The following is a 14,046-nucleotide window of genomic DNA, read 5'->3' as shown; positions in this document are numbered from 1 at the left end:
CACCGGTCCGCACCGATGTCGAGGCCGCTCTCCCGGTGCCGAGCAGGATCGCCGATGGGCAGAGGACGGCCGACCAGGCGGCTCCAGGTCAGCGCTGTCGCTTGGCGCCACGACGAAAGAGCGGAAGCCGAGAGTGCCGGTATCGACGATGGGTATGGATAGGGCGGCATGGCGATCTCCATGAAAAAGCCCGCGCGAGGCGGGCGGTGTGTCGGGTTGCCGGCGGTCAGGCCGTGACGCCGTGGCATGCCAGGGCGGCCGTCCGCGCCGCGATATATCAGGGCGCCCGTGGCCGAGACCCCGATGGCCATGTTCCACTAATCTTATACTGACGAGGGCCGCGCTTACGGCTCGGGTCACGCTCTTCTTGTCGGGGACGCGCCTGTTTGCCCCCTGGATAACCAATGCCTTATCCTCCCCCCAACGTCCCCCGTCAGACCCCATAATCCGGCAGCTTGCACACCTCCCGATAAAGGGCCGTCCGTTCCCCATCCCCATACCCTTCGCGCACCCTTCGGTTCGGGCGATGACGGCGATGACAAAGGCGACATACACCATGCCCTGCCAGCTGGAGACATAGGTGAAATCGCTGACCCACAGCTGGTTCGGCATATCGGCGACGAAGACTCGGTTCACCTTGTCGTCCGGGCAAGGTTGGGCTGCATCGAGCCTCATCAAGACGATCAGCAACAGCGCACCAGCCTCTCCATAAAGCCCGTATCCACCGCATAATGCATGTCGTCGAGATAAAGCGATGCGACATCAACCTTCGATCATTTGCGGAACGGGCGGTCGAGCTCCGCCGCAGCGAAATATGCGCTGGCCTTCTTCAGGATCTCATTGGCGGTGCGAAGCTCCCGCACCTCCCGTTGCAGTTCCGGTCGCCACGCAGTTGCCGATATAGTTGCCGACCGCCCGGGCGATGCCCATGAACCAGTCGACCGACAGGACCAGCACCACGATTGTCCAGCCTCATCGCTTCATTGTCGTGTCGTAGTCTTCCTCAGGGCGCATTGCGGGGCGCCGGGCGCTTTCGCGATATCGACGACTGCCCCGCCGATGAAGTCGCCGCGCCGGATATCGTCCGGATTGCTCTTGCGGGCCACATAAAGTCCGAAATTGGGCCCCCCCCCCCTTTTTTTTTTACTGATCCGCCGACCACGTATACTTCACGCATTTAGCCTCCTCACGCCTCTTCGTGTTATGGCTTGCGAATTGAGCTGGTCAACACTGGGCGGAGGCTTAGAGCGTGTTCAGCCTTTGGTCAGGGCCCTGAAGTAGGTGATGGCGCAGGCCAGCGCGGGTGAGGGCGAGGTGAATTTCCGCCTTGCGTTCGTATCTGACGGCGAGGCGGCGAAATTGGGAAAGCCAGGCGAAGCTGCGTTCGACGACCCAGCGATGCTTTCCGAGATGGGCGCTGCTTTCGACACCCTTTCGGGCGATGCGATGCTTGATACTACGTTTGCTGCAAGCCCGGCGGCAGCGGGCATAGTCGTAGCCCTTGTCCGCATGGAGCTTGCCGGGCCGCTTGCGTGGCCGTCCCCGCTTACCTTGGACAGGAGGAATGGCATCAAGCAAAGGCTCAAGCATTCTACTATCGTGGAGGTTGGCGCCGCTGAGACGCACCGTCAGGGGAATGCCCCGCCTGTCAGTGATGATGTGGCGCTTCGTGCCGGGGCGGCCGCGATCCGTCGGGTTCGGCCCGATGACGTCGCCCCCTTTTTTGCCGCGATGGACGCACTGTCCATGCAGGCCCGGCTCCAGTCCAGGTGACCGGCGCGGTGCAACTGGTGCAGCAAGGTCCGATGCAACTGGTCCCAGATCCCGGCCAACTGCCAATCTCTGAGCCTTCGCCAGCATGTCACACCTGAGCCACAGCCCATCTCGGCGGGCAACATCCGCCAAGGGATACCGCTCATCAGGACAAAGAGGATCCCGGCCAGGGCAGCACGGTCCGATATCCGAGGCCGCCCGCCTTTCGAGGACAGAGATATGGGTGGCAGCAAGGGTTCGATCATGGCCCAAAGGCCATCAGAGACGAGCGAGCGCTTTACTGGCAGGCGGCGACTCGATGCCTTGCGGTATAGGCCTGCAAGCGGTTTCTGACTGATAACGACTGCGTTTTGTCTGCCCCACGCGAAGACAGGTACACTTTGGCGATGATGTGTGACTGCAGGACCCGGGGCTGTTACTTCATTGACCTTGATGGCGCATCGGCACTCTTCACAGCTATCAGCGCAGGGTGCATTTGCTGCTGATACAGCGCTTCTCGTCCACCCAGGTCGTATTCCGACATGTAGTCGCGCACGATCTGGTGCAGCGCCTCCATCTCGCCGGTGGCCTGGGCGGTCAGCATCGTCTCTACGCGGATGTTTTCGTAGTTGCCGGCATAGTTCGTCTCGTAAAGCTCGTGCCGGCCGCGAATTCGGACCCCATCGCTGTCCTCTGTATCGTTTGCTAACGGCCCTCAATGGTGGTGGCGGCTTTATTGTGGGGTAGATATGCACCGTGCGAGGTAACCGCCGATTTTAGCGGGTTTATAGTCTCGAGCTTGAGATGATAGATATGGGTGTCGGCCCGAAAGAAATGTCCTGGCAAGTTCAACTCGATCATTCTTCATTCAAGACGGAGAAGGTCATCGTCATGGTGTTCATCGCAGCTCAACAGCCGACGGATCCGTAAATTCTTGAATCTTCGTCGTGATTGGCTCGCGATCGATTGCAATTCCTGCATGGCCGTTCTGGATTCAGGGCCGCGCTCGCTTTGTATGTTGACGGTACTTGTGCGCCGTACAGGCGGGTGGTCAGCCGGCGGGACAGGCTTCCCGTCATCAGGGGTAATCATGAGGCACGACTCCTCACTCACACCCCTAAGAGCCCGACTCAAAATTCCGCTAACGATCCCAGTTCCTTGCGAGGCGTCTTGTTGTAAGGCGGACATGGGCGACATTGATCCATGCCTCGGCGGAGGCGGTGGATTTCTCCCAATCCTTGCCGAGGCGACGGCAGCGACCGAGCCAGGCAAAGGTGCGCTCGACGACCCATCTGCGGGGCAGGACCTCAAAGCCATTCGCGGTGTCGGACCGTTTGACGATCTGCAACGTCCAGGTGCCCATTCTGTCGAGCGCGCCGCGCAACTTCGGCCCGGCATATCCTCCGTCTGCGAAGACATGCCGAAGCCAGGGGCAGAGATGACGGATGGATTTCAGAACCGCCGGCGCGCCATCGCGATCCTGAATGTCGGCGGCATGAACCACCAGCCCGAACAGCAGGCCGATGGTGTCAACGACGATGTGGCGCTTGCGTCCCTTGACCTTCTTGCCCGCGTCGAAGCCGCAAACGCCGCCGCTTTCGGTGGTTTTCACGCTCTGGCTGTCGATCACCCCCGCGCTCGGGCTGGCCTCGCGGCCTTCCAGCACTCGCGTCTCCATCGCAAGCTCGAAGCGCATCGACGCGAGCAGGCCGCTGTCGCGCCAGTCGTAGAAATACCTCTGCACGGTGGAACAGGGTGGGAAGTCCTTCGGCAGTTGCCTCCATTGGCAGCCGGTCGTCGCGATGTAGAGGATCGCGTTCATCACCTCCCGCAAATCGGTCCGGCGTGGGCGTCCAAGCCGGCGTGGCGACGGCATGAAGGGCATGACCAACGCCCATTCCCGATCAGTCAGATCGCTTGCATATCGCGGCAGTTCCCGCCGATACTCCCGGCGGGCGGTTTCAGTCCAGGGCATGCGTGGCTCCGTTCATCCGGCGACCCCCGATATCAACACTCTGAACTCGGTCCGTTTGTCGGTGCCGGCGATCTCGACATCGCCGCCGGCCACCCGCCCCGAGGCGTGTAGACTAAGCGCGGCGATGCGGTCCAGCGCGGACTACGAGCTCTCCTCCTCGGGCGACGACCAACAATTGCCGCTGAACAGCGCGAAATGTGCGGTCGTCGGCGTTCCCCAGGGAGCCACCGGCGGCATCCTGTGTTTGCAGGCCATGCCCTCATGTGTCCACGATGTCCTGACCTTCTGTCGACATCTGGCTGGCCTTGGCACGGAATGCTCGCACCCACTGCTCGCGCGCGTTGCGAAAGGCAGCGGGCGAAGATCAATGGCGCGCGCGTTGTCAAAGCGATACAGTTACCGTGTCTGCTAGGTTGCGGGTGAACGGGTAGCCAGTCCTTAATCGAACGCCAAACGCCATTTTGCAGGTGCTTGATCTGTAGCGCGCCTTTCCTATTTGAATGGAGGATGCAACATACTCATCACCAGGATGCCGAAACTGCCCGAGACCTGGACGGGCGATCCCGACCCGCATGGCCCGCGCCCGTGTGCCGGAAGACTTGCAAATCGCCTTGAGCAAACCGGCGTGACCCTCCTCGAGATCGACCGGGTAAAGGCTGCGGGCCTCCGCTTCGGCTGTGTGCTGGCCGGCAGCGAGGCTATGTCGAGCGCTGCACCTCCCACCTCGGGCTTGAACGCAGAGGGTCGGATCTGTCGCTAACTCGCGGGCAGCGGACGGTTAGGACGCTCAGCCAGCTCAATACACAACTCCACAATACTACTATTAACAGGCACGGCCGGAAGATTTGAAACCGCGTCTCCCGGGTGATCTTTCCCGAACTCTCCACCACGCACACACACCTCTGTTCCACAGACACGTCAAATCCTCCATCGTAGTACAAGGCTCTACCATCGGACAGAGGATCCTGCGGCCTTCGGCAGGCGTTTCGTGCGCCTGGCTACATGCCGTATCTTCGATGGTGATGACTCTTACACGGCAGCCGGGCCGTGGTGCAGTGGCGTTTCGCTGTCACCGCAACGCGGGAAGATGAGCACCCTGGTGTTTCTGTACAGGGCAGTTTCCGAGCCGGCACACTGGAGATCGGCTACGTTATCGACTTGGTTTGCGATCCATTCGTTCTGAATGCTTTCGAGGCGCATTAAACACTCTCTGGTCGCCGATCAAAAGCTGGATGACTCTGCGAATCGCGGTTCGGAGCAGTTGTTGCTATCAGACTCCTGTCTTGTAGTGCCGAGGGCTGTCGATAGCTAATATTAGTGCGGGCGGATTGTGCTCGTTCGTCTTTGGAAGTTGATGGCATCGTCGCGGGAGGCATATACCTTCCCGATGCGGTTGAGATCGGAGATATCAGCCTTCCCGCCGACAATCTCGCGAAGCGCTGAGAGTGAGGCTGATCGGCTGGCGTTGTCGTCGAGCAGCGCCTGATACGCCGCGCGGAACACAACGCCCCATTGCGGGCAGCTCTCAATCAGGGGTCATCCGCCGTTGCGGAGGCCGACCGAACGGCAAGGGTGTCGGCCTCGGTCGTGACCTGCACCACGCTGAAGCCGGGCCGGGTTGACCGCTCGCCCTGCGGTAAGCGTCCGGTCTGATCCACAGCCAATGGGCTCAAACTCCAGTTCTCGGTCCCGGCTTTCCGCATCAAGGAACGCCGAACATCACTTGCAGCTTCTGCGGACAGTCGCATCCAGAATCAAAGGCAGCAGCCAGTTGCGGATCTCGCCATCCCCGAAATGCCAGACCGTCACGCCAATCGGGAGGGGCTTTCCGGACGGCGCATTGGGCTTTCCGTCCCCGTATACCGCTCAAAGTCGCGCAAAACCCGTTGACGGATTTGGGCATGGACTACCTCGGCAATGCAAAAAGCCCGCGCGAGGCGGGCTGTCTTTCAGGGTGTCGTTGGATCAGAGCGTGACGCCGACAGGCCCCATCGGGGTGGACGGGACGCCGCTGCCGTTGATTGTGACGGCCCAGTAGCGCCGCACCCCGGTGCCGCCGGGAGTGTCGACGTAATCGGACGCCTTGCCCGCGACTCCTGCGACAGTCGCGATCAGCGTCGCCGCCGCAAAGTCGTTGTCGTGCCGCGATAAAGCTGCGTGCGGTAGAACCGCGCGGGCGCATTGATCCAGTCCAGCGCCACTGTGCCACCCGTGGCGGTTGCGGTCAGGCCGGTCGGCGGGTCGGGCGGGTCAGGATTCGCGATGGCGGTGATCGTCCCCGCCTTATCCATCCAGTCGCGCCTGTTTTTCCATTTGACCCGGACCGTATACTGCTGGCCATCGTCCAACACGCCTGTCTCGGCGCGATAGTTGCCGGCATATCACCCACTCACCCGGACCGTCATCGCTCACGTCGGCGATACTGCCTTGTCAACCTGTGCGCTCAGGCGCACATCCTGCCGCCCAGGATCGGCCACACAGGCGATCGGGCCCCATGACGCGGCTGCTAACCGGACATGCTGTTGGCAAAGCACCGCGCTGATGGGTTTCCGGTCGGGTTGATCGACGTCGGGATGCTGGAATAGGTCAGTGGATGTCGGTTTCCTCGGTCGTCAGCGTTCCACTCGTGCCGTTGTCGATACTGGCAATGCCGATATCGCAGAAACCAGAAGGCACGTCGAACGCAGGCGTGAGCCGAAGTAGGACTTGACCGAAGGCATGTCACCTTGACCGAAGCAGTGCCTGTCACGTCGGGCCGAGGTCAGGAGATACTCTAGCTCAGCGGCGGTTTCAGGAATTGCTTCGAACACCTCCCCAACCATCTTGATCTTCATCATGCCTCCAGCTGCGTCCCGCTGGGGCACATGTCCGGATCAAGTTGCTCCGTGCGCGCTTCCGCGATTGCCAGCGCGGCGGTATTTTCTATCTCTTAGACTCGATTTGCTTAAGCATGCGCAGGCCGACAACGCCCACGGATGGCCACCCCATTCGCCAGCGGACACCCGTTCCCCCCTCTGCTCTGAAGCAAAGCGCGCCGTTCGCGACCATGCGCCGCCGGTAATGCAAAACCCATCGGTGGCGCTTTCAAATGGTCTGGCATGCGCGGCAGTGACTATTGCAGATGGCGATCGTTTCCTTGAGGTGCTCGAAACCTGCGAAGGCCGCCCGGAAGTTTTCGCGCTTGGCAAGGATGGTCCGCCAGTTCAGGCCCGACTGGAAGCTCTCGGGGCAGAGCTTCTCGAACAGCCCGATGTCGTCGACCAGCGGAAAGCCCCATCCCGCTGGTCGGACAGCGACAGTGCCGCGGTGTGGCTCCCCAGAGTTGCCAATCAGGTTGCTGATGCATCCTGCACTTCAATGGGATCTTGTTTCCGCCGCGTTGGCGTGGAGGTTCTGAAACTCCTTCTTCCGAAGTGCTCGCCGAACGTGCTGTAATCTTCTGCCTGATACTTAGCCGGTGCTGCCGATGCCCAAAGCCGCGGGGATCACCGATAGGACATCGGCATAATCACCGCCCACGGCTGCATCGCGAAATTGCAGAGTATTGTAGCGGCGGGCTGTCGTTCGCGTCAAGCGTAACCAGATCGCCGTCGCGCCAGAACTGGTCGAGGCGACCGACGAACTTCTCTGACTCGACAGATCCGCTAAAGTTCGCCAGTCCTTGGCCGCGTACAACGCCCGCACGCCACCCAGCAGCTTGAGGCCCGATCACCGAATGCGGATCGCGCCCCAGGGGTGCAAGCGCCTGCTCCAGCCCGTAAAGCGTCGCGCCGGCGTGGCAGACGACCTGGGTGCCGTCCAGGATCAGGTGGATCTGCGCCAGCCGCAGCGTGCTGACGATCACCACCCCGCCCCACCACGCGGAGCACGATTGCCGAGAATATCGCCATTCACTTCACCCATGCCAGTTCAGCGCGCCGGTAGCCCAGCCGCGTCAGGTCCAATCCCTCGGGCCCGGGGTCAGCGATCAGCCCCACGCTGTCGCGCCCAGGCCTCGAACGCGCGCAGCAGGCGCAAACCCGAGCCATCGCGCGCATACCAGCCCATTTCCTGGGCGATCAGCTGCGGGCTGATGATGGTGGGGCGCAACGCGCCAGCGATAAAGCCGCCGTCGCTCACCAGCACGATACCAGCATCGTCGGCGATCAGACCGGCGACCGTTCGGGCGGTCCACGACCGATCCACGGGGACAGGACCGGCCACCGCGACCCGCAGATCCTCGACCCAGTCCACGACTCGCCAGTAATGTCGGCCAGAACGGCGGGCCGATCATTTTCGCCACCTGCTTCATACGGTTTACGTACGATGCTGCAGGCGCTCAAATCCTCGGTCACCGGGATAACGTGCCTGCTGATCTGAGTGCGTCCAGCGGCCACGGGGCGCAGCGTTACGCTTCATCCAGATGCCCCACGCCTCAATGGCAATCCGGCGCTCGGTCGTGGGGGTTTTATAGAGTCCGCCATGGGCGTAATTGGGGGCGAAGGAATAAAAAGCTTACAGATAGCGTTCAGGGTGTGCCCCAACCACAGAGGACGCGCGACCGGCAATGGCCCGAGGGTGAGGAGGCCGATGCCCAGAAGGCCGCTTTGCAGGCACGCTTTATGACCCGGAGCCGCGGAATGGTCGAACGTCACCTGCTCGGCCGAGACCTGATAGGTGCTGCTGATCGGGCTGATGCTGATCAGATCGCCCAGGCCCTGCCAGGTCTGCCCGGCAACCTCCAGATCGCCGAACCCCGTCCACCAGCGTTTCGGCGCGCCCTGAAAATCCATGTGCACCAGCACCGCCTGGGCGATCTGCCCCGACCGCAGCACCTCGTCCGGGATCGCCAGCAGGTCCTCGCGGGCGCCCATCAGCGCTCTCCATCCAAATTGGACGGCACGGCGGAACACATCCAGCGAATGATCGAAGATCCCCTCGGTCTCGGTGACCATTCGCATCTTGCAGACGGGCCGCTCGATCTCGATCCGGGCGCCAGCGGAAACAGCAGCGCGCAGAGGCGGCTCGAACATGATCCGGTTGACCGCGCCGACGCGCCACGCTTGCTGAACGCGATGCAGGCGCTCGCCGACGCTGAAATACTGGCCCGGTCGCAGGCCGGTCGAATCCACCAGCGTCAGGTCGATCTGCGTGGCCCGCAGCGGCGCGGCGGCAGCAACGGAAATCCTCGTCATCAGTGTTGGGGAAACCAAACTGTATCCCACGTCTGGGCACCCGCCAGCCCGCCCCTGCAGAACGTCATGCCTTGCCCATCGCGGTCACGCGGGCGCCAACGCGAGCGGCACGGCACCAGCGTCGTCCCGATCCGGCCCTGCATTTGCGCCAGGAAAGCCTGCCATTGCAGCGTCGCCGCCTCGTCCTTGAGGGCAAAGGTCGCCGTCGCGGTCCAGCGCCCGCGCATGGTCGGAACCACCGTGTCCACGCCGCTGATGCTTTCCTGCGGCTCCATGGATTGGCCGGTCAGGTAGAACTGCGCGGTCTGCGACGCGCGAGGAAGGTGAATGTCGCTTGCATCAGCCGTCCGTCAAGTTGTGCGCTTCATGATCGACGGCAATTCACGGCGCAGCCGCTCATCACGCGGTCGATCATGCGCTCATCTCACGCTGCCGCCGATGGTGATCTGCGGCGCGAAGGTCACGCTGCGGCCATCCCCCTGCCCGCCGCGCAGCGCCGCCTGGGCCTGAGCCACGTTCAGGATTGCCCCACTGACCGAAGGCACGAAGATCTCGCTGTTGGGCGTGTTCTCATTGACCAGATAGGCCGATCCAGCTTGAACCCCTCCGCCCGAAGCGCGGCGCCCTGTAATGCCAGTCGCAGGGCCTGACAGCGCGTCGCCGCCCGACATCCAGTCCGCCGAATCCGAGGCCGCAAAGATCCCGCCCAGCACACCGCCGCCCGAGCCGCCAGCCGCGAACGGCCCTTCGTTGAACAACGCTGCCTGAAAGGCGGCGCGGGCCAGCATTTGAGACACGTTCGCCAGTACATCCGCAAAGCTCTCGCCTGCCACGATGGCATCCAGCAGACCGTCTTTGAGCGTTTCCTGGGTCTGCGCCGCGAACTCCGCCCGTTCTGCGGCCTTTTGCTCCGCCTGCGCCCGCTGCTCATCCACGATGATCTGCTGGCGCTTCTGCTCACCCAAGGCTTCGATGGCCTGCCGATAGGTCATCGTTCCATCGGTCAACATGGCGTCGAGATCGACTTGGCGGCGCTTCGCCTCCTCCAGGAGCGTGTAGACCAGGCGCTGCTTCTCGATCTCGGCATTGACCGCCGCAATGGCCGTCGCCTGCTCCTTCGCACCCAAATCGGACGCCTTGATGGCCGCGATCTGATCGGCCTGCTGCTTGGCCAGTTCCGCCTGCTTCTGTTCTGACAGCAGGTTCCTCGATAGCTGCTGTCCGTATTCCCTCGCCCGCTTGGCCAGTCTCTGCGCTCGCCATCTCGTCTTACAACATTCTATCGGCCGCGCGGCCATGGCCTAAGCTTTGGTGCCGCGTTCTCAAGAAAGCTGCACGGCAAGCAATCCTTTCTCTCTGCAGCCAGGAAAGACAGGGAGTTTGTGGACGCCGAAATGGCCGAGATGGGAGCAAAATTTTCGTTCTGGACCAATTTGCTGCATAACAATGCCGGCCTGACAGCTTTTATCTCTGCGTCCTGCAGATCCCTCTCGCTGCGACACCGTGGCGTCTTTGGTGTCGGGCCGATCTGCCGGGTTCTGGGGATCGCACCATCGACGTTCTACAGCTTCAAGGCTGTGGAGCGTGATCCCGCCCGTGGCATCGGACGCCGCCTGGCCGGACTCGAACGACATGACCGCGATCAATCGGCTTTGCGGCGATCCCCATCTGGTCGGACAGAGCAGTGACGGCGCGAACGAGTTCTTCATGCTCGCTGCCAGAACCCCTCGGCAGACTGGCGACGTATTCGGCCTCGACCCCGATGCGTTGCGTCCGGTTGCCTGCCCGTCGCCTCGTCGATCTGCACCAGACGACTGTCCGCCAGAAAGCAGCGATAGACCGTTTGACCGCCGCAACCTGCAAGTTCAGTGTCGATGGCCCGGATAACTCGGCCATAAGCCTCGGCCTGATCGGTCTTGCCCTGGTTTACGGCCTCGGTCTGGCTTTCTTCGGCAAGGCGCCGCTCCTCCGCCAGCTTCTTCAGCTTCTGGGTATTGGCATCATAGGTATCCAGCAGGTCCTGCTGCGCCTCGCGATGCGCCCGATCCGCCGCAGCGATCTGGTCGGCGGCCGACTGGATCAAGTCGCGCGCGGCGTTCATCGCGACCGGAAAACGCTGCCCAGCTTCTTCCGCGCTGCCCGCCACCTCGATCAGGATTGCCTGCAGGTTCTGCGCGTCCTTGATCACGGCATCCTGGCTGTTGCTGGATGCGAGCCGATTGAACGCCATCTGCAAGCGCTCGGCCTCCTCACGCGTGACCCTGTAGGCCTGCATGATGTCAGTGAGCCGGTCAAACCCGCTCTGCGCCGGGTTCACCTCGACCCCCGCAGCGGCCCCGAAGCCGGCAATTGACGCATCACCCGAGGTCTTCGGGATCAGGATCTGGCCCAGCTTGTTCGCCGTCCCCAGCAGATCGATTTTTGCTTGCGCGCCAGAAACCAGGGCGGTCACATCGTTGACGCGCTGGATTTCGTCGGCCAGATCGCCGTATTTCTTGCGCAGTTCGTCCAACGGCGTGCTGGCGGCCTCCACGGCGTCGACATAAGCGCCGGTGGTTTTCTCGAGGCTTTCCAGCTTGTCGTCCAGCGTCTCGGTATCCATCGCCACCTTGAGCAGGGCAGAGCCCAGCGGGATGGCGATGGCAGATGCTGTGCCCATCATGATCCCGAGGGTTCCGAAGCCGCTCAGCAACTGCGGCAACTGCTGACCCAAGGCCTGAGCCGCGCTGGTCCCAGCACCCATCTGAACGGCGACGTCGCCGATCTGCAGGCCCACGTTGTTCCATCCGGTCCCGCCTTGGACCCCTTTTCGCCTCAACTCCTCCGCCGCGTTCCCGGCATCGCGCATCTGGCGCGCCGCACGCTCAACCTCTGCAGTGTACTGCTTTTGGTTGATAGCGCCCAAGTCCAACGCCCTGTCCAGGCGCTTGACTTCGGCCTCATACTTCTTGGCCGCGCGGTAAGCCGGATCATAGGCCTTGGACAGGTTGTCCAGCTCTCGCATATGAGCTCTTGCGGCTTGGGTGTTCGTCACCCTGCCCTGTGCGTCGACAAAGGCTTTCTGCGCCTCCTCGCCCTTCCTCTTGTAGAAGGCGACAACCTTGTCGGCCTCTCTGACCAGCTGGGCGTCGGAAAATCCGGCGGAAACGACAAGATCGGGTTCTTCAGCCATTACTCAATCCCAAGCTCTCGCAGTCGGTCCAGGCTCATGGCCCGGCCGCCAGTTTGCTTCCATCCATTCGCCCGACCGTAGCCATCCACGCACGACATGAACTGCCATGGGGTCATGCGTCCTACCGCATCAGGCGCAAATCCCATCACGGCGCCAAGCCCGTAGTAGGGCTTTCCATCGCCCGTTTTTTCAGATCCGCCGGGGTCGTGACCTATTGCGTGTCCTCGCCCAGCGGGTCATCCGGCGTCCAACGGGCATGCCAAAATCATCGTCTGCTCCGGCAACTTTTGCTGTCAGGAGTGCAGGACGGCGCTTGCCATCACGACCTTCCAGGCAGCCGCCTCGTCCATCCGCGCGACAGACATGGGCTGGACCTGCGCAGAGGTCGGCCACGGGCCGGGGACCGGCGCTGATCCGGTGATAAAGGATTGCCGGGCCGATCTTCGGGAACATCCCAATCAGGGACTTCCTCAGGAAGAACGGATGCACCAGCTCCAGTCGTATGTTTCCAGCATGGCTGCATTTCAAGCTGCACCCAGGAAGTTTGCGTATGAGCGGAATCCAGCCTCCTTATGACACCAAATCAGATACCGGTGTTATTTCGAAGGGGGCGGCGTGCGGTTCCTGCACGATACTGCGCCGCGCCAAGCGCGCTGGACATGCACCACCGCACGACATGAACTGCCATGCTGAACTGCCAGTCCTACCGCATCAGGCGCCATGCCCATCACGGCCCCGAGGCCGTAGTAGACGCTGAACTTCCACCGTCCGCGCTCGAGCCGTTCTGCGTCGGATCGCCCGCGCGGCGGAACCTCGCTGCTGTCGGACTGCGTCAACGGGCGATGGTCAGGCCGACGGCCGCAGATCGCCAGAGCGAACCCGTCCTCGCTGATCGCGGGCACTTTGACGCAGCATGTCTGATCGCGCATGAGTCTCTCTGAGTCTCTCCGGGCACAAGAATACGCTCGCCCGTACAGGCGGCTGATTTTCTTTGCGGTAGCAGCTACCTCTTTGCGGGCGCCACCCCAGCCTTCAGGCTGCAACTCGCCCTTGGCATCCGCGTGGCTGCCCCGGCCGCCTCGGCCTTGGCAATTACCCACTCGGGGAAGGTTTGCGGCGTGTCCAACGGCTCCACGCGGATGGACACACCCTTCTTGGTATCGGTCGCATCGAAGCGCCGATGGAAAACGGCCTTAGCCATTGCGCAATGCCTCCCTGATCGCGGCTTTCACCCGGTCCCGGATCAGCTTCCGAAACTCGGCTTTTCTGGATTTCCAGACCGGGAAGAAGAACGGGCGCGCCGCCATGTCCTTGGTCCCGAATTCGTGAAAGCGGGCATAGAACGCGTCCTTGCTGCCCGCATAGAACTTGAGCCGGAGCGTGGCGTACTGATTGCCCTTGTTCCTGCCCGAGCGGATCTCGTCGATCATGAACGTGCCCGGCGGAAGATCGCCCCAAGTCCAGCCAATGCTGTCGCGCAGGTTGCCTGTCACTCCCTTCGGCGCCGCGGCCCGCATCGCCTCCACGATCTCTTGGGCCCCCTCCTCCATCGCCTGGCGCGCAGCATCGACTGCCACCTCTGGAATACGCTTGAGCTTGGCGACGATCCGAGGGTTAATCTGGGCCATTGCCACCTGCACGAGGACTACATGATCAGGTTTTCGTTCATCTCGCTTTTGGCGTTCGGCCAGCCCGCCATCGCTTACATTTCTAGCGAAGGGCACGAATATCAACCAACCTGCACGACCGAGCGCATCTGGCGCTCGATCCTGCGGATCTGGGCGCAGGGGGGATACGCCGATGGGCTGGTAGCGATTGCACTGGCCAACAAGATCTGGCTCAACAAGAAGGGTCGACAAATCTGGGCGATGCTAACCCGGAATGAGGACTTCTGGAAGACCCAGCTGGCATGATCCGGGCGGTTCTACCTCGAGATCAACAAAGACAGCGGTCGGCGTAACGCTTTGACCAAC

The 14,046-nt window shown here is 62.2% G+C and carries 14 protein-coding genes and 2 pseudogenes; 1 reads left to right on the top strand and 15 read right to left on the bottom strand.

Going from position 1 to position 14,046, the window contains the following annotated elements:
• Positions 1-519: 519 nt before the first annotated feature.
• The 15 genes and pseudogenes from DPM13_RS27430 to DPM13_RS16385 form a co-directional block, all read right to left on the bottom strand.
• Positions 520-875, bottom strand: a pseudogene (locus tag DPM13_RS27430) (IS3 family transposase); the annotation flags it as partial.
• 367 nt (positions 876-1,242) lie between these two features.
• A protein-coding gene (locus tag DPM13_RS16455) for an IS5 family transposase (RefSeq protein WP_397244894.1) occupies positions 1,243-2,018 on the bottom strand; the annotation gives its coding sequence in 2 pieces (ribosomal slippage) (positions 1,243-1,727 and positions 1,727-2,018; 777 coding nt in all).
• Between the two features lie 170 nt (positions 2,019-2,188).
• Positions 2,189-2,356, bottom strand: a complete 168-nt coding sequence (locus tag DPM13_RS21435; RefSeq protein WP_189654752.1) for a hypothetical protein — start codon at positions 2,354-2,356, stop codon at positions 2,189-2,191.
• 537 nt (positions 2,357-2,893) lie between these two features.
• Complete coding sequence (locus tag DPM13_RS16445; protein ID WP_080620377.1) at positions 2,894-3,727, bottom strand: IS5 family transposase; 834 nt, start codon at positions 3,725-3,727, stop codon at positions 2,894-2,896.
• A 2,111-nt stretch (positions 3,728-5,838) separates the two neighbouring features.
• On the bottom strand, positions 5,839-6,018 hold the full coding sequence (locus DPM13_RS16430; protein WP_189654751.1) for a hypothetical protein: 180 nt from the start codon (positions 6,016-6,018) through the stop codon (positions 5,839-5,841).
• Positions 6,019-6,339: 321 nt separating this feature from the next.
• Entirely contained in the window at positions 6,340-6,564 is a 225-nt protein-coding gene (locus DPM13_RS20085; RefSeq protein ID WP_145963446.1) for a hypothetical protein, read from the bottom strand.
• Between the two features lie 307 nt (positions 6,565-6,871).
• Positions 6,872-7,060 (bottom strand): annotated as a pseudogene (locus DPM13_RS16425) (DNA-3-methyladenine glycosylase I); the annotation flags it as partial.
• Between the two features lie 175 nt (positions 7,061-7,235).
• Positions 7,236-7,574: a hypothetical protein gene (locus DPM13_RS16420; protein ID WP_112888426.1), complete on the bottom strand. Its 339-nt coding sequence runs from the start codon at positions 7,572-7,574 to the stop codon at positions 7,236-7,238.
• A 113-nt stretch (positions 7,575-7,687) separates the two neighbouring features.
• Positions 7,688-7,960, bottom strand: a complete 273-nt coding sequence (locus DPM13_RS16415) for a hypothetical protein (RefSeq protein WP_112888425.1) — start codon at positions 7,958-7,960, stop codon at positions 7,688-7,690.
• 161 nt (positions 7,961-8,121) lie between these two features.
• A complete protein-coding gene (locus tag DPM13_RS21430) occupies positions 8,122-8,901 on the bottom strand; it encodes a hypothetical protein (RefSeq protein WP_189654750.1) in 780 nt (259 codons plus the stop codon).
• Complete coding sequence (locus tag DPM13_RS16405; RefSeq protein ID WP_112888423.1) at positions 8,901-9,176, bottom strand: hypothetical protein; 276 nt, start codon at positions 9,174-9,176, stop codon at positions 8,901-8,903. Before DPM13_RS16405 ends, DPM13_RS21430 begins: the two co-directional genes overlap by 1 nt.
• Before the next feature lie 144 nt (positions 9,177-9,320).
• On the bottom strand, positions 9,321-10,199 hold the full coding sequence (locus DPM13_RS16400; protein ID WP_112888422.1) for a hypothetical protein: 879 nt from the start codon (positions 10,197-10,199) through the stop codon (positions 9,321-9,323).
• 24 nt (positions 10,200-10,223) lie between these two features.
• Entirely contained in the window at positions 10,224-10,610 is a 387-nt protein-coding gene (locus DPM13_RS20080) for a hypothetical protein (RefSeq protein ID WP_145963444.1), read from the bottom strand.
• Positions 10,607-12,073, bottom strand: a complete 1,467-nt coding sequence (locus DPM13_RS16395) for a hypothetical protein (protein WP_112888421.1) — start codon at positions 12,071-12,073, stop codon at positions 10,607-10,609. The genes DPM13_RS20080 and DPM13_RS16395 overlap by 4 nt, the downstream gene beginning before the upstream one ends.
• Before the next feature lie 1,193 nt (positions 12,074-13,266).
• Entirely contained in the window at positions 13,267-13,701 is a 435-nt protein-coding gene (locus DPM13_RS16385) for an HK97-gp10 family putative phage morphogenesis protein (RefSeq protein WP_112888419.1), read from the bottom strand.
• Between the two features lie 21 nt (positions 13,702-13,722).
• On the opposite strand from DPM13_RS16385, the gene DPM13_RS16380 reads away from it, so the two are divergent.
• Positions 13,723-13,986: a hypothetical protein gene (locus DPM13_RS16380; protein ID WP_112888418.1), complete on the top strand. Its 264-nt coding sequence runs from the start codon at positions 13,723-13,725 to the stop codon at positions 13,984-13,986.
• Positions 13,987-14,046 lie beyond the last annotated feature (60 nt).

The sequence above is a fragment of the Paracoccus mutanolyticus genome (assembly GCF_003285265.1).
Taxonomy (GTDB): Bacteria; Pseudomonadota; Alphaproteobacteria; order Rhodobacterales; family Rhodobacteraceae; genus Paracoccus; species Paracoccus yeei.
The sequence above is the reverse complement of the archived record's forward strand: the minus strand, read 5'-3'. Positions and strand labels throughout refer to the sequence as shown.